16 protein-coding genes are annotated in these 14,302 nt (G+C 71.4%); 9 read left to right on the top strand and 7 right to left on the bottom strand.

What is annotated here, in order from left to right; all coding sequences use genetic code 11:
* Positions 1-66: 66 nt before the first annotated feature.
* Positions 67-486 carry a hypothetical protein gene (locus IW248_RS24765; protein ID WP_196928880.1) on the bottom strand — a complete coding sequence of 140 codons (420 nt, stop codon included), beginning with the start codon at positions 484-486 and terminating at the stop codon, positions 67-69.
* 74 nt (positions 487-560) lie between these two features.
* Here IW248_RS24765 and IW248_RS24760 point away from each other — a divergent pair, with 74 nt between their 5' ends.
* Positions 561-1,442 carry an LLM class flavin-dependent oxidoreductase gene (locus IW248_RS24760; RefSeq protein ID WP_196928879.1) on the top strand — a complete coding sequence of 294 codons (882 nt, stop codon included), beginning with the start codon at positions 561-563 and terminating at the stop codon, positions 1,440-1,442.
* A gap of 34 nt (positions 1,443-1,476) precedes the next feature.
* On the opposite strand, the gene IW248_RS24755 is transcribed toward IW248_RS24760, so the two are convergent.
* From IW248_RS24755 to IW248_RS24745, 3 genes are read right to left on the bottom strand one after another with little or no spacing between them, the layout of a single operon-like run.
* A complete protein-coding gene (locus tag IW248_RS24755) occupies positions 1,477-1,908 on the bottom strand; it encodes an ASCH domain-containing protein (RefSeq protein WP_196928878.1) in 432 nt (143 codons plus the stop codon).
* A 57-nt stretch (positions 1,909-1,965) separates the two neighbouring features.
* Positions 1,966-3,012 (bottom strand): questin oxidase family protein, encoded by a 1,047-nt coding sequence (locus IW248_RS24750; protein ID WP_196928877.1) that lies wholly within the window; start codon positions 3,010-3,012, stop codon positions 1,966-1,968.
* A 33-nt stretch (positions 3,013-3,045) separates the two neighbouring features.
* Complete coding sequence (locus IW248_RS24745) at positions 3,046-3,597, bottom strand: phosphoribosyltransferase family protein (RefSeq protein ID WP_196928876.1); 552 nt, start codon at positions 3,595-3,597, stop codon at positions 3,046-3,048.
* Between the two features lie 186 nt (positions 3,598-3,783).
* Here IW248_RS24745 and IW248_RS24740 point away from each other — a divergent pair, with 186 nt between their 5' ends.
* The 4 genes from IW248_RS24740 (at position 3,784) to IW248_RS24725 (ending at position 8,102) form a co-directional block, all read left to right on the top strand.
* Positions 3,784-4,422, top strand: a complete 639-nt coding sequence (locus tag IW248_RS24740) for a septal ring lytic transglycosylase RlpA family protein (protein WP_196928875.1) — start codon at positions 3,784-3,786, stop codon at positions 4,420-4,422.
* Between the two features lie 104 nt (positions 4,423-4,526).
* Positions 4,527-5,651 carry a PP2C family protein-serine/threonine phosphatase gene (locus IW248_RS24735; RefSeq protein WP_196930351.1) on the top strand — a complete coding sequence of 375 codons (1,125 nt, stop codon included), beginning with the start codon at positions 4,527-4,529 and terminating at the stop codon, positions 5,649-5,651.
* 129 nt (positions 5,652-5,780) lie between these two features.
* A complete protein-coding gene (locus IW248_RS24730; protein WP_124821316.1) occupies positions 5,781-7,637 on the top strand; it encodes an acyl-CoA dehydrogenase in 1,857 nt (618 codons plus the stop codon).
* Positions 7,638-7,832: 195 nt separating this feature from the next.
* Entirely contained in the window at positions 7,833-8,102 is a 270-nt protein-coding gene (locus IW248_RS24725) for a DUF6458 family protein (RefSeq protein ID WP_030487564.1), read from the top strand.
* A gap of 56 nt (positions 8,103-8,158) precedes the next feature.
* On the opposite strand, the gene IW248_RS24720 is transcribed toward IW248_RS24725, so the two are convergent.
* The gene (locus IW248_RS24720) at positions 8,159-8,698 is read right to left on the bottom strand and encodes a SixA phosphatase family protein (protein ID WP_196928874.1); all 540 of its coding nucleotides are present in this window, start codon (positions 8,696-8,698) and stop codon (positions 8,159-8,161) included.
* Positions 8,699-8,810: 112 nt separating this feature from the next.
* Between IW248_RS24720 and IW248_RS24715 the strand changes: the two genes are divergently transcribed.
* Positions 8,811-9,098: a DUF6458 family protein gene (locus IW248_RS24715; protein WP_124821318.1), complete on the top strand. Its 288-nt coding sequence runs from the start codon at positions 8,811-8,813 to the stop codon at positions 9,096-9,098.
* Between the two features lie 56 nt (positions 9,099-9,154).
* On the opposite strand, the gene trhA is transcribed toward IW248_RS24715, so the two are convergent.
* Entirely contained in the window at positions 9,155-9,832 is a 678-nt protein-coding gene (gene trhA / locus IW248_RS24710) for a PAQR family membrane homeostasis protein TrhA (protein ID WP_196928873.1), read from the bottom strand.
* 107 nt (positions 9,833-9,939) lie between these two features.
* Between trhA and IW248_RS24705 the strand changes: the two genes are divergently transcribed.
* The 3 genes from IW248_RS24705 to IW248_RS24695 are packed head-to-tail and all read left to right on the top strand — an operon-like array spanning position 9,940 to position 12,222.
* Positions 9,940-10,629: a 5-oxoprolinase subunit B family protein gene (locus tag IW248_RS24705; protein WP_196928872.1), complete on the top strand. Its 690-nt coding sequence runs from the start codon at positions 9,940-9,942 to the stop codon at positions 10,627-10,629.
* Complete coding sequence (locus IW248_RS24700; RefSeq protein WP_372432766.1) at positions 10,527-11,489, top strand: 5-oxoprolinase subunit C family protein; 963 nt, start codon at positions 10,527-10,529, stop codon at positions 11,487-11,489. Before IW248_RS24705 ends, IW248_RS24700 begins: the two co-directional genes overlap by 103 nt.
* The gene (locus IW248_RS24695) at positions 11,473-12,222 is read left to right on the top strand and encodes a LamB/YcsF family protein (RefSeq protein WP_196928870.1); all 750 of its coding nucleotides are present in this window, start codon (positions 11,473-11,475) and stop codon (positions 12,220-12,222) included. The genes IW248_RS24700 and IW248_RS24695 overlap by 17 nt, the downstream gene beginning before the upstream one ends.
* A 32-nt stretch (positions 12,223-12,254) precedes the next feature.
* Here IW248_RS24695 and IW248_RS24690 read toward each other — a convergent pair whose 3' ends face one another.
* On the bottom strand, positions 12,255-14,093 hold the full coding sequence (locus IW248_RS24690; protein WP_196928869.1) for an NHL domain-containing thioredoxin family protein: 1,839 nt from the start codon (positions 14,091-14,093) through the stop codon (positions 12,255-12,257).
* Positions 14,094-14,302 lie beyond the last annotated feature (209 nt).

The following is a 14,302-nucleotide window of genomic DNA, read 5'->3' as shown; positions in this document are numbered from 1 at the left end:
CCTCTCCTCGGGCGACACCCCGCCTGGGTGCCGCTCACCGAGTGGTCGGAGCCGAACGCGTTGTCCCTACCGGATAGAAGTGTGACCCGCGTCACCCGCCGGCTCGGTCAGGAGCCACGTCCCGGCGTGTTCCGGGTCGCCTGACCAGCGCATCCGGGGCTTCTCCTCCGGGCGCGGGCTCCAGTCCCGGTAGGGCGCGAGGGTCACCCGCCAGGCGATCACCGTGAAGACGTAGATTCCCGGCCCGACCAGCCAGAGCAGGGCGTCACGTCGGCGGTAGGAGGCGTACGGCGCGAGCCACGCGGTCGCCGCCATCGGCACCGCGACCGCGCTGAGGTCGGCCACCGGCCCGCGGCCGAACCGGGCCTCGATCAGCTCGCGGAGGACGAGGGACGGGACGACCACCCCGACCAGCAACGCCACCGTGCGGATCATGCGCGTCCGGCGAGCCGGGGATACGCGGGCGGCAGGTGCTTCGGTGGGCATCCCCGGAGGGTACGGGCTGGCCCACAGCGGAACGGGAACCAGAGTTCGGGGTACGCCGGACTAGGGTGGCGATCATGCGGATTGGCATCGTGATCCTGCCGGACCAGCGGTGGGCGGAGTCGCAGCGTCGCTGGCGGCAGGTCGACGAGTGGGGCTTCGACCACGCCTGGACGTACGACCACCTGGGTTGGCGTGACCTGGTCGACGGCCCGTGGTTCGACTCGATGGCCACGCTGACCGCCGCCGCGACGGTGACCTCGCGGATTCGGCTGGGCACCCTCGTGGCGTCGCCGAACTTCCGGCACCCGGCAGCGTTCGCCCGACAGATCACCACTGTGGACGACGTCTCCGCCGGCCGGCTGCTGCTCGGTCTGGGTGCGGGGGGCATCGGCTTCGACTCGGCGGTGCTGGGCGGTGAGACGCTGCCGCCGCGGCAGCGGGTCGACCGGTTCGCCGAGTTCACCGAGCTGTTGGACCTCATCCTGCGGGAGGACGGCACCACCTGGCGTGGCGACTGGTTCGCCGCGGTGGACGCCCGCAACAACCCCGGCTGCGTGCAGCAGCCTCGGGTGCCGTTCGTGGTGGCTGCCAACGGGCCACGGTCGATGCGGTTGGTGGCCCGCTTCGGGCAGGGGTGGGTGACCACCGGCACCGGTGACGACAATGACCTGGCGGGTTGGTGGGCCAGCGTGTCCACGCTGTCCGCGCGGATGGACCGGACCTTGGACGAGGCCGGCCGCGACCCGGCCAGCCTGGACCGCTACCTCTCGCTGGACGCGGCGCCGGTCTTCTCGCTCAGCAGCGCACAGTTCTTCGCCGACCAGGTCGGCCGGGCCGCCGAGCTGGGCTTCACCGACGTGGTGACGCACTGGCCGCGCGCCAGCAGTTGGTACGCCGGTGACGAGGCCGTCCTGGTGGACGTGGCGACGCGGTTGCTGCCACAACTACGCGCCTGAGGCCGCCGCACCCGCGCGGTTGGAAGCCGCCGCGTCAGGTGCCGAGGTCACCGCTGGCCACACCGCCCTCGCCACCGGAGACCAGCCGGAAGCGGAGGCAGACGATCGGAGTGTCGCCGTCGACAGGTGTGCCGAGCCTCGCCCAGTAGGCCGAGTGCCCGGCCCGCCACTCCCCGATCGAGCGGTCACCCTCGCCCTCGGCGTGGGCGAAGTCCCAGGGCACGTCGGCGAAGCGGACCACCTCAAGTCCGGTGATCTCCACGACGCCGGCCAGTGCGTTGTCGTCGTCGACAAGGGCCAGGCGTTCGCCGACGTGCTCCAACTCCTCGCCCTCTTCCGCGTACTCGGCGAGCCGGCCGGCCGTCGCGGTCTTCACACCGGCCAGCACCAGGGTGTTGAGGGTTGCCCGCAACTCGCCGGGGGTGCCGAGGGCGAGGGCGCGCAGTTCACCGATCCGAGGCCACATCCTGCCGAGGCTAGGCCAGCACGGGCCGGGCCGCCGCCGCAATACCCGCCGCCCCGCTCAGATCAGTTGGCCGGCGTAGCCGGGTGCGGTGAGCAGCCGGTCGTCGCCGCTGACGGCGTGGGCGTCGAGCACCGCGTCGGCCAGCTTCACCACGTGCGCGTCGCCGTGGCGGGCCGCGCGGGCGAAGACCTCCGCCGGCGTCGCGGGGGTCACTGTCGGTGGCGCGATGCCGTTGGCTGGGGCGTACACGGAGGTCATGGCCGCCGTCGCGGCCCAGGCCGCGGCGAAGCTCGGCGCCCACAGACCCCGGTCGAGTGCCGGCAGGGTACGCAGCACTGCGGTCGGCGCGGTGACCGCGTGCACCAGCATGACCGGCTCGGCGTGCCCGAAGCGCAGGTAGTCCAGGCCGGCCCGGTGCACCAGCGTGGTGAGCCCACGCTCCGCCTCGGCCGGGCTCCGCGCGGGGCGCAGCGTCGCGAGAGCCGGCTCCCATCGGGGTACGCCGGGCAACTGGACCAACCGATCCCGGACGCCACCGGTCTGGTCGTCGATCCGGGGCAGCCCGGCCAGGGCGGCCGCCACGTCGATGTCGTCAGTGCCTGGCTGGTCCGGATCGCCGGTGAGCAGCCGGTCGATGCCGGGGACCGGCTGCCAGCGGGACGCCCAGTAGCCGAGGGCCTGGCCCAGCTCGGTGAGCCGCTGTCGGTTCTCGTCGTCCGGGTCGAGCGCGCGTACGGCGTGCCCGACCCGGATCACACCGTGCGTGGCACCGGCGGCGATGCCTGGCAGCAGCCGAGGCCACCAGGTGCCGAGCACCGCGCGCCACGGGTGTTCGCGCAGTTGCCTGTCGAAGTAGGCGAGCCAGTCACCGGCGCGCTTCGGATCGCCCAGCGCCGACCGCCAGTCGTCGATCGGGTGCAGCCCTCGGGGCAGCTCGTCGAGGCGGCCGAGGTAGTCGTCGAGCCAGCGGTGCACCCGGTGTGGGTGCCCGTGTCGGACCAACGCCTCGACGGCCATTGGCCCGTGGTTGGACAGCCAGCCCTGGAATTCGGGGCCGGTGCGGTGCAGCCGTTCGTACGCCTCGTCGAGGACTCCGTCGCTCATTCACCGATCGTCGATGCTCAACCTCGCTTCAGGTCAAGAGGGCAGATCCGCGGCGTCGATCAGGCCGGTGATCCGTAGGTCGGCCGCGACGTCGGGCGGGCAGTCCACGGCCACCACGGCGGTGCCCAGCACCTCGGCGCCCCGTGCGGCGCAGATGTCGTAGAGGGCGCGAAGCTGCGCGCCGGTACGCACCCAGTCGTCCACCACCAGCACCCGGTCGTCGGGGCCGAGGTGCCGATCCCGTACGGCGAGGTCGACGCGTCGGCCCCGGTAGTCCGGTGGGCTCTGCGCCCAGGTGAGCGGCCCGGCCGGCAGTCGCCCGTCACCGAGTTTGTGGGCGGCCACGAAGCCAACCCCGAGGGCGGTGGCGGCCAGCGGCCCGAGCAGCAGTCCGGTGACGGCCGGCGCGAGCACCACAGTGGGTCGGGCGGCCCGGTACGGCGCCACCAGGGCCGGCCCCAGCTCGGCCAGCACCCCCGGGTCCCGCCACCAACCGGAGATGTCGCTGACCAGGTGACTGGTGCCCGGGCCGGGGTCGATCCACCGAAACAGGGTGGCCAGGCGTTCGGTCAGCTCGGCGGGCATCCGCTCATCCTGCGGCACGGACGGTGGGCGTGGAGCACCCGGGCCGCCCGGCCCACCCCGGGTCGGATGATCGGCTACACGTACTTGTGCAAATGCGGGCATACCACCATGATCACGTTGACTTCGGAAGTACTTCTCTCGTTACGGTCCGACCCGGTTTGTTCAGACGACGAAAGGACCGGGCCGGTGGCAGCCAAGCACTCCCGTACCCGCATCTTCTCCTCCCCGGCGGGCATCGTGGCCACCGCGGCGGTCGGCGTCGCCCTCGCGGTCGGGGGCACTGTCGGTGCCGTGCAGTTGGCGTCCGGCTCCGACCAGTCGGGGCAGACGGCTTTCGACCTCACTCCGACCCCAGTCGCGAGCAGCCTCACCCCCAGCTCCCCGGCCCCGAGCGCCAGCGCCAGCGCCTCGCCCAGCGTGACCGCCAGCCCGTCGGCGACCCGGTCGCAGCAGGCCGCCTCGCGGGGCAAGGAGCGCACCTCGTCGCCGAAGCCGAAGCCGAAGCCGACCGCCAAGAAGACCACGGCCGCGGCGAAGGTGCTGGAGAGCGGATCGTGCGGCGCCTCGTTCTACTCCGACGGGCAGCTGACCGCCAACGGCGAGTCGTTCAACCCCGACGCGCTGACCGCCGCGCACAAGACACTGCCGTTCAACACCAAGGTCCGGGTGACCAACCCGGCCAACGGCAAGTCGGTGACGGTGCGGATCAACGACCGCGGCCCGTTCATCGACGGCCGCTGCCTGGACCTCTCCCGGGCCGCCTTCGCCACCATCGCCTCGGTCGACGTGGGCGCGCTCACCGTCCGCTACGAGGTCCTCGGCTGACCGGCGCAGGCGCCGCCGATTCGGCCGGCCGACTGGGCCGGCCGGACAGAACCTCCTCGGACGACGGGTCAGGTTCATTCACCGGTTCACGTGGATCAGGCAAACTGTCAGTCGTACCCACGCGACTCCTCCAGTCGGGCCGTCGCCCGCTGAGCCCCGGATCCCGCGCCGGCCTCGGCGCGGCCCTCGGTCTGCTCGCGATCGTGTCGGCGGTGGAGGCGGCGGACGGCCGTAAGGTGCACTACGTCGCGCTCCTGGCGGCCGCGCCGGTTCTCGCCGCCGCCCTGGCATCCTGGCTGGTCGTCCTGGGGGTGGGCGTCGCGGCGACAGTGATCGGCGTCGGCTTCGCGCTGGTCGCGCCGAAGGCCTCTTTGGTCACGTCGGTCGACGTTGTCGCGGTTGCGCTCACCACCGGTTTTGCTGTGGCAGTGGCGTGGGTTCGGCAGCGGCAGTCCGAGCGGATCGTCGAGCTGACAAAGCTCGCCTCGGTGGCCCAGCAGGCGGTGTTGCGTCCGCTCGGGCCGCAGGTCGGCACGCTCTCGGTCGCGGGACGCTACATCTCCTCCACAGCGACGGCCGAGATCGGCGGCGACCTGTACGAGGCGATCGACACCCCCTACGGCGTACGCATGATCATCGGTGACGTGCGGGGCAAGGGCCTGGACGCGGTCCGGCTGGCCAGCATCGTCCTCGGTTCCTACCGGCACGTGGCGTACGAGCGGGCCGACCTGCGGGCCGTCGTCGCCGACCTGGATCGCGCGGTGGCCCGCAACGTCGGCGACGAGGACTTCGTCACGGCGGCACTGGTCGAGGAGCGTGGCGGCACCCTCACGATCGTCAACTGCGGGCATCCGCCACCGCTGCTGCTGCGTCGGGGTGCGGTGATCCCGTTGGAGCCGCCGGCCCCGGCGCCTCCGCTCGGGTTCATGCCGGTGGTCCGCCCCCGGGTCGAACGCCTGGAGCCCGGGGACCGCCTGCTGCTGTTCACCGACGGCCTCGGCGAGGCGCGGCGGGACGGCGAGTTCTTCCCCACCGCCGACCGGGCCTGGCGACTGCTCGGCCACGGCACGGTCGCCGACGGGCTGGCGTCACTGGAGACCGCCCTGGTCGAGTGGGTCCACGGCCGGCTCGACGACGACATCGCGCTGGTCCTCATGGAGTACGTCGGTGCCCGTACCGGCGCGGCCGTGGCCGTCCCGAGCTGGGAGGTTGGCGCCGCCGAGAGCTGAGCCGGCCGACCGCGCCCGCAGGTGTGTAATTGCCGTCACTCGGGTGATCCGCTTGTCGCTGCCTACCCGCGAGTAATACAGTCGGGGTTACTGATCGGTAACACCTGTCCGGAAGCGGGGCCAGTGAGCATGACCCACTACAAGAGCAACCTCCGGGATCTCGAGTTCAACCTGTTCGAGGTCTTCGGGGCGGACCGGGCGTTCGGCCAGGAGCCGTACTCGGATCTCGACACCGACACCGCCCGCAGCTTCCTCGCTGAGGTCGACCGCCTCGCCCGCGAGGATCTGGCCGCCAGCTACACGGACAGTGACCGCAATCCGCCGGTCTTCGACCCGGCGACGCACACCGCGCCGCTGCCGGAGTCGTTCAAGAAGTCCTACCAGGCATTCATGGACTCCGAGTTCTGGCGCCTGGACCTGCCACCGGCGCTGGGCGGCACCAACGCGCCGCGCGCCCTCTGGTGGGCGCTCGCCGAGCTGGTGCTCGGCTCGAACGCGCCGGTCTGGATGTACGCCTCCGGCCCGTCCTTCGCGCACGTGCTGCACGTCGAGGGCAACGAGCGGCAGAAGAAGTGGGCCAAGCTCTTCATCGACAAGCAGTGGGGCTCCACGATGGTGCTCACCGAGCCGGATGCCGGCTCGGACGTGGGCGCGGGCCGCGCCCGGGCAATCCAGCAGCCCGACGGCACCTGGCACATCGAGGGTGTGAAGCGCTTCATCACCTCCGGTGAGCACGACCTGAGCGACAACATCGTGCACTACGTGCTGGCCCGTCCGGTCGGCGTGGAGGGTGCCGGAGGCCCCGGCACCAAGGGCCTGTCGCTCTTCGTGGTGCCGAAGTTCCACTTCGACGAGACCACCGGCGAGTTGGGCGAGCGTAACGGCGTCTACGCCACGAACGTCGAGCACAAGATGGGCCTGAAGGTCTCCAACACCTGCGAGGTGACCTTCGGCGAGCACGGTGTACCGGCCAAAGGCTGGCTGTTGGGCGACCGGCACGACGGCATCCGGCAGATGTTCATGATCATCGAGTACGCCCGGATGATGGTCGGCACCAAGGCCATCGCCACCCTCTCCACCGGTTACCTCAACGCCCTCGAGTACGCGAAGAACCGGGTGCAGGGCGCCGACCTGATCCAGCAGGCGGACAAGACCGCCCCCCGGGTCACCATCACCCACCACCCGGACGTACGCCGCTCGCTGCTGCTGCAGAAGTCGTACGCCGAGGGTCTTCGCGCCCTGGTCCTCTACACCGCCACCTGGCAGGACAAGGTCGCGCTGGCCGAGGCTGCCGGCGACGAGAAGGCCACCAAGCTGGCCAAGCGGGTCAACGACCTGCTGCTGCCGCTGGTCAAGGGCGTCGGTTCGGAGCGGGCTTACGAAATGCTCGGGCACGAGGCCCTGCAGACCTTCGGCGGCTCCGGGTTCCTCCAGGACTACCCGCTGGAGCAGTACGTCCGTGACGCGAAGATCGACACTCTGTACGAGGGCACCACAGCCATCCAGAGCCTCGACCTGATCTTCCGCAAGATCGTTCGGGACAACGGCAAGGCACTGCTCGCGGTCTCCGGCGAGATCCAGGAGTTCATCTCCTCCGAGGCGGGCAACGGCCAGCTCAAGGAGGAGCGGCAGGCGCTCGGCAAGGCGCTGGCCGAGATCCAGAACATCCTCGGCGTGCTGACCGGTTGGCTGGGCGAGGCGCAGGGCGGCGACACCCGCGCCCTCTACAAGGTCGGGCTGAGCAGCCGCCGGTTCCTGCTGGCGATCGGCGACCTGGTGGTCGGCTGGCTGCTCCAGCGGCAGGCCGACGTGGCACTGAAGGCCCTCGCGGGCGAGGTCTCCGCCAGCGACAAGGCGTTCTACACCGGCAAGGTGGCCGCTGCCCGTTTCTTCGCCCGTGAGGTGCTGCCCCGCATCGGTTCCGATCGGCGGATCATCGAGGGTGCCGACCTCGACATCATGGACCTCCCGGAAGAGGCTTTCTAGGTCCTGTGCTGGGTCGCACCACCCGGCACCGACGGCCGGCGGGGCATGTCTGTCCCGTCGGCCGTCGCCGTTCCACCCCGGCGGTGGGCACGTATTGGCCGAGCCCCGCCGGGTATGCCGGTGGCGTGGCGGGTAACCGTCGCATGACCTCGAAAGGGAACGCCCAGAGCCACCGCACGGGGGAGTGCAGCGCACATGGGTGTAGGAAGCGGTATTTTTCTCATCGCGATCGGCGCGATTCTGACCTTCGCGCTGAGAGCCAACGTCTGGTGGATCGACGTACGCGCGGTCGGTTGGGTGTTCATCCTGGCCGGGTTGGCCGTACTGCTGACCACTGTCTGGTTCTGGCAGGACCGGCGCAAGCGGGCCCGAACCCTCATCGTGGAGGAGAACCGGCTGTCTCATCCGACGGCGATGATGCCGCCACCGCCGGACCCGCCGCCACCAACCGCGCCGCCGTCCTGATCCCCGGACGCCTGGACGCGTACCCCTGAGCCACCTGCCGATCGTCGGCGGGTGGCTCAGCCGCGTGCGGTGTGCCGGGCCGTGAGCGGCGCTGCCGCCCTGCTCAACTCGGCCCAGCCGAGCGGGCAGCTGTGCACCGCCAGCTCGGCGGTGCGTAACCCCTCGTCGTCGACGCCTTCGGGATCAAGGAGCGCGGAGAGTAGCGATATGCCTGGATTGTGGGCAATCAGCAGTGCCGTGCGGGCTGCCGGGTCCACAGTGCGAACCAGCGACAACAACTCCTCGGGGTGCGCGTCGTACGCGCCCGGCTCATAACGGACGGTCGGGCGAGGACCGGTCGGGCCGCCCTCCGGCGGCGAACCGGTCATCCCCATCGCCACCCCGTGCCAGGTTTGCCTGGTACGTCGAGCCGGCGAGCAGATCACCACGTCGGGCAGTAGCCCGTGGTGCGCCAACCAGGCCCCAGCCCCAGCCGCGTCGGCGTTCCCACGTGCGCTGAGCGGCCGCTCGGCGTCGTCCGCCGCGTCGCTGCCCTGCTCGGCCTTCGCGTGCCGCAGCAACACCAGTGTCCGTGTGTCGGGGTCGGCGTCCGTCATGTTCCCAGCTTGCCCGATTGGCGATCTCCGTGCCTGGGTAAGTCGATGGATGCCGCACCCCTACCGACGGCCGCGGCGCGACGTACGCCAGGTTAGAGCCGAGGAGCGAGACATGGGCATTGGTGGCAGCATCTTCTTGATCGCGTTAGGCGCGATCTTCGCGTTCGCAGTGGAAGCCGACCTGGGCTGGCTGGACCTGGCCGTCGTCGGCTGGGTGCTGATGCTCGCCGGCGTCGCCGGCCTGCTCGCCACCCTCTACTTCTGGAGCAGCCGCCGCCGCACTGTGGTCGCCGCGCCGGTACGCGAGGAGCGCGTGGTGGCCGACCGGGTCGTGCCGGTCCAGGACAACCAGGTGATGCAGGAGTACCGCGAGGTGCGTCGGCCGGGCCGACCGGTCTGATCCTCGCTCACACACTCCGGGGCCCGCAGCGTCGCGGGGCCCCGGCTCGCGTGTGCTCAGGCGAAGAGCGCGAAGTAGATCGCGATGTGGTGACAGAGCGCTGCCAGCAGCGTGCAGGAGTGGAAGAACTCGTGGTGGCCGAAGACGGTCGGCCACGGATTGGGCCGGCGCAACGCGTAGAAGACCGCGCCGACGCTGTACATCGCGCCACCGATGATCAGCAGCACCAGCGCCGCGACGCCGCCCCCGTGCAGGATCTCCGGCAGCATGGCCACCGCCACCCAGCCCAGCGCCAGGTAGAGCGGCGCGGACACCCAGCGCGGTGCGTGCGGCCACACCACCTTGACCGCCACGCCGGCAAGCGCGCCACCCCAGACCAGGGCCAGCATCACGGCGGCCGGCCGGGGCGCGAGCAGCATCGCGCAGAGCGGTGTGTACGTGCCGGCGATGAACACGAAGATCATCGAGTGGTCCATCCGGCGCATCACCTGGTAGCCGCGCTCCGACCACACACGACGGTGGTACAGCGCGCTCGTGCCGAAGAGCCCGCAGACCGTCAGGCTGTAGATGAGGCAGCTCACCAGGGGTGCCCACCCCGGTCGGGTGGCGGCGATCGAGCAGAGCACGATGCCGCAGACCACTGCGACGAAGAAGGCGTACGTGTGTAGCCAGCCGCGCATCCGGGGCTTTCCGATGTCGACCGGCTTCAGGCGAAGCGGGGCGGAGGTGGTCACCCAGTCAGGTTACGGCACCGTAGGTTACTTGGAAGTAGTGGCGTTGGTGACACCCGGCACCATCATCGTGAACACCGGATCGGCACGACATCGGCGAGGATGAGCGGATGCGGATCCGACAGGTCGGGGCGCACGCCCTGCTCCTCGACTGCACCACCCCCGCCGACTTCCCCGAGGCCGCGCTTGTCGAAGCGTGGCGGTCCGAGTTGTGGCGGCGTCGGGAGCGAGGCGACCTGATCGCCGTCGAGATCGTGCCGGCTGCCCGGACCGTGCTCCTCGACGGCCTGCCCGACCCGACCACCACGGCCCAGCAGCTGACCCGATGGGCGTCCGACGTCGCCGCCGCGACCACCCGCCCCAACCAAGCCAACGCCGAAGCCAACGCCAACGCCGAAGACGAAGACGAAGACGACGACGCGGCGGACGTGGTCGTGCCGGTCTCCTTCGACGGGCCGGACCTGCCGGCGGTGGCGGAGCACTGGGGGGTGGACGTGCCGGCGGTGCGGCAGCGGTTGACCAGCACCCGGTTCCAGGTCGCGTTCTGCGGCTTCGCTCCCGGGTTTCCCTACCTGACCGGGCTGCCCGCCGAGTTGGCGCTGCCCCGGTTGGCCACGCCTCGTCCCCGAGTGCCGGCCGGCTCGGTGGCGCTGGCCGGCCCGTACGCCGGCATCTATCCGGGCGCGTCGCCGGGCGGCTGGCAGTTGGTCGGTCGGACCGACCTGGTGCTGTTCGACGTGGCCGCCGACCCGCCGGCCCGGCTCGGTCCGGGCACCACGGTCCGGATGGTGGCGGCGTGACCCACCCGGCCGCCATCGAGGTGCTCCGCGCCGGCGCGCTCACCACCGTGCAGGATCTGGGTCGGCCCGGCTGGGCGCACCTGGGCGTACCCCGATCCGGCGCCCTTGACCCGGCCGCCCTGCGGCTGGCCAACCGGCTGGTCGGCAATCCGGAGCACGCGGCCGGCCTGGAGATCACCCTGACCGGCTGCACAGTGCGGCTGACCCGGGCCACCACCGTGGCGGTCACCGGCGCCGACGTTCCGGTGCAGGCGGGCGTTCGGCCGGGTGACACCGGACGCCCGCTCAGCGTGCCGGCCGGGACGGTGCTGCGGATCGGTCCCGCCCGACGGGGCGTACGGAGTTGGCTGGCGGTGGCGGGTGGCATCGACGTGTCACAGGTGCTCGGTAGCCGAGCCACCGACACCCTCTCCGGGCTCGGCCCGCCTCCGTTGCGGGACGGTGATCGGCTGCCGCTCGGCGATCCGGTCGGCACCCCCGCACCGGTGGACCTGACCGTGAGCCCCACACCGCCTGAGGAGATACATCTGCTGCTGGGCCCCGGTCCACGGGAGGACTGGTTCACGCCGACCGCGTTCGACCGGCTCTTCGGCAGCGCGTACACCGTCAGCCCGGTGAGCAACCGGGTCGGCGCGCGGCTCGCCGGCGCGGCGCTGCCCCGCGCGGTCGCCGGCGAACTTCCCAGCGAGGGCATCGTGCTCGGCGCGGTGCAGGTGCCGGCGGACGGACAACCCCTGATCTTCCTCGCGGACCATCCGACCACCGGTGGATACCCCGTCATCGGGGTGGTCACCGACGTGACAGCGCTCGCGCAGGCCCGGCCAGGGACTACCGTCAGATTCCATGGACCTCAACGCTGACCTGGGCGAGGGATTCGGCATCTGGCGACTCGGCGACGACGAGGCGCTGCTGAGCCTCGTCACCTCCGCCAACGTCGCCTGCGGCTTTCATGGCGGCGACCCGTCCACCATGCGGCGGGTCTGCGAGGGCGCCGCGCGACGCGGGGTCGCGGTGGGCGCGCAGGTCGGCTACCGGGACCTGGCCGGCTTCGGCCGGCGGCACATCGCGTACGACTTCGCCGAGCTACGCGACGAGGTGACCTACCAGTTGGGGGCGCTTGACGCGTTCTGCCGGCTGTTCCGTACCCGGGTCCGCTACCTCAAGCCGCACGGCGCGCTATACCACGCGGCCAGCACCGACGAGTCCCAGGCAGCGGCGGTGGTCGCCGCGGTCAGCGGTTACAACCCCGAGTTGCCAGTGCTCTGCCTGCCCGGCTCGACGCTCGCCCAACTCGCCGTCGGCGCGGGCCTGCCGGTGGTCGCCGAGGCCTTCGCCGACCGCGCCTACCTGCCCAACGGGGCGCTGGTGCCGCGCGGCACCCCGGGCGCGGTGATCACCGACCCGGAGCAGGTGGCCGAACGGGCGGCACGGATGGCCACCGAACGCAGCGTGGTGGCGGTGGACGGCACCGTCATCCCCTGCTCGGTCGACTCCATCTGCGTGCACGGCGACACCCCGGGCGCGGTCTCCGCCGCCGAACTCGTCCGCGCCACCCTGATCGACGCCGGCGTCACAGTGACCCCGTTCGCCTGACCGGAGGGGCCCAACCGGCCCCTCCGAGCGGGTCAGGCGTCCAGGCCGCGGAGCACCAGCGGCAGCCGGGTCACGGCCCCGTCGACCACCCGGACCGGTACGCCCCAGTCCTGCCGGGTCAGGTGGCACGCCGCGTGCTCGACGTCCGCGTCACAGGTCGCCGCCTGCGCGGTCACCTGCAGCACCCCCGCGGTGATCTCGCCGTTGAGCACCAGCCGGCGGGACAGCTCGGTGCCCGTCCCAGCACCCTCCACCAGCAGCTCCGGCGGGGACGCGGAGATCACCAACCGGGTCGACGGCCCGTACGTCTCGTCCAGCTTCTGCCCCGGCGCCGGGGTGAAGACGATGTCCAGGGTGACCTCGCCGGCCGCCACGTCGGTCGGCTTGCGCTCGGTGCGGTGCCGAGGCCCGTCCACCGTGCTGGCACCCGCCGCCGACAGGGCGCCCGGCGCGAGCCGGGTCAACCGGTGCGCGGCGGACTCCACCACCAGCACCTCACCGGACGGGGTGAGCACCAGGTCGCTCGGCTCCGCCAACCCGTCGGCGACGGTGGAGACCTGATTGCTGGCCGGGTCGAAGCGGCGCACCGCGCCGTTGTACGTGTCCGCGATCAGCACCGACCCGTCCGGCAGCGCGCACACGCCCAACGGGTGCTGCAGCAGCGCCGACTCCGCCGGACCGTCCACGTGCCCGAAGTCGAACAGGCCCTGCCCGACGGCGGTGCCCAGCACCCCGTTCTCCACGTACCGCACCGAGCTGGTCTCGCTGTCGGCCACCCAGAGCCGGGTGCCGTCGGCGGTGACGGAGAGCCCCGACGGCTGCGCCATCCACGCCTCGGCCAGCGGGCCGTCACGCAGCGCCTCCACTGTGGTGCCGGCGTACATGCCGGCGGTCCGCTTGATCGGGTCGAACCACCAGAGCTGGTGGATGCCCGCCATCGCGATGATCAGCTTGTCGTCGTACCAGGCCAGGTCCCACGGGGAGGAGAGGTCGACGGCGAACGCGTCGTGGGCGTGGTCGTCGACCTCGGCACGCCACTGCCGCCCACTGCCGGCCACCGTGACCACCTCACCGGACTCCAGCCGTACGCCGCGCAGCAGGTGATTGACCGTGTCGGCCACCACCAGGTCGTAACCGGCCACCTCGGCGACATGCGTGGGCAGCAGGCACAGCCCCTGCGGCTCGGAGAACGTCGCCGCGGCGGCCGGCCCGTCCGCCCGGCCCCGCTCACCCGAGCCGATCCGACGTACCGGCGTCTCGCCGTCCGGGTCGACCTCGACCAGGGAGTGCCGGGCCGAGTCCGAGACCAGCAGGTTGCCGTTCGGCAGCAACACCGCCTTACCCGGGAAGCGCAGCGCGGTCTCCGGTGCCGGCGGCGGAACGTACGGGCCGTCCCCCCGGTGCAGGGTGCCCTTGGCCTCATGGGTGGCGACCAGTTCGTCGATCAGTCGGGCCAGCCCTTCGGCGTGCCCCTCGCCGGCCATGGTGGCCACCACGTAACCCTCGGGGTCGATCACCGACAGGGTCGGCCAGGCCCGGGCCGCGTACTGCTGCCACATGTCCATCTCGGGATCGTCGAGTACGGGGTGGTGCACCCCGTACCGCTCCACGGCGGCGGCGAGCGCGTCGGCGTCCTTCTCGTGCTCGAACTTAGGCGAGTGCACGCCGATCACGACGAGCACGTCGCCGTACTTCTCCTCCAACGGGCGCAGCTCATCGAGCACGTGCAGGCAGTTGATACAGCAGAACGTCCAAAAATCTGCGATCACGATCTTGCCGCGAAGGTCGGCGAGCTTCAGTTCGCGCCCACCGGTGTTGAGCCACTGCCGGCCTCGTAGCTCGGGGGCGCGTACACGCGCTGTCGTTCCCATGCCTGTCAGCCTGCCACGCCCCGTGGACCCAGCCGCCGTGACCCGTACGACAAGCGTGCTCGGGATCGTCGTGGCGATCGTTGGCAGCTCAGCAGTGCGGTGCTCGGCGTGTCGGGTTGCTCAGCTGCCAACGATCAAGGGGCAAACACCAACTCACGTTCCACAACCGGATTGTGCCCGAGATGCCGACACCACCTGCGGGTACGACG

Origin of the sequence: Micromonospora ureilytica (assembly GCF_015751765.1) — a bacterium.
GTDB classification, from domain to species: domain Bacteria; phylum Actinomycetota; class Actinomycetes; order Mycobacteriales; family Micromonosporaceae; genus Micromonospora; species Micromonospora ureilytica.
The sequence above is the reverse complement of the archived record's forward strand: the minus strand, read 5'-3'. Positions and strand labels throughout refer to the sequence as shown.

What these genes read in the sequence shown, in the direction of transcription:
- IW248_RS24725 (WP_030487564.1), top strand. Translation starts at nt 7,833, where the DNA reads ATGGGTGTAGGAAGCGGTATTTTTCTCATCGCGATCGGCGCGATTCTG.
- IW248_RS24745 (WP_196928876.1), bottom strand. Translation starts at nt 3,597, where the DNA reads ATGCCCGCCGAGCTGACCGAACGCCTGGCCACCCTGTTTCGGTGGATC.
- IW248_RS24765 (WP_196928880.1), bottom strand. Translation starts at nt 486, where the DNA reads ATGCCCACCGAAGCACCTGCCGCCCGCGTATCCCCGGCTCGCCGGACG.
- IW248_RS24705 (WP_196928872.1), top strand. Translation starts at nt 9,940, where the DNA reads ATGCGGATCCGACAGGTCGGGGCGCACGCCCTGCTCCTCGACTGCACC.
- IW248_RS24720 (WP_196928874.1), bottom strand. Translation starts at nt 8,698, where the DNA reads ATGACGGACGCCGACCCCGACACACGGACACTGGTGTTGCTGCGGCAC.
- IW248_RS24760 (WP_196928879.1), top strand. Translation starts at nt 561, where the DNA reads ATGCGGATTGGCATCGTGATCCTGCCGGACCAGCGGTGGGCGGAGTCG.
- IW248_RS24695 (WP_196928870.1), top strand. Translation starts at nt 11,473, where the DNA reads ATGGACCTCAACGCTGACCTGGGCGAGGGATTCGGCATCTGGCGACTC.
- IW248_RS24690 (WP_196928869.1), bottom strand. Translation starts at nt 14,093, where the DNA reads ATGGGAACGACAGCGCGTGTACGCGCCCCCGAGCTACGAGGCCGGCAG.
- IW248_RS24755 (WP_196928878.1), bottom strand. Translation starts at nt 1,908, where the DNA reads ATGTGGCCTCGGATCGGTGAACTGCGCGCCCTCGCCCTCGGCACCCCC.
- IW248_RS24730 (WP_124821316.1), top strand. Translation starts at nt 5,781, where the DNA reads ATGACCCACTACAAGAGCAACCTCCGGGATCTCGAGTTCAACCTGTTC.
- IW248_RS24715 (WP_124821318.1), top strand. Translation starts at nt 8,811, where the DNA reads ATGGGCATTGGTGGCAGCATCTTCTTGATCGCGTTAGGCGCGATCTTC.
- IW248_RS24750 (WP_196928877.1), bottom strand. Translation starts at nt 3,012, where the DNA reads ATGAGCGACGGAGTCCTCGACGAGGCGTACGAACGGCTGCACCGCACC.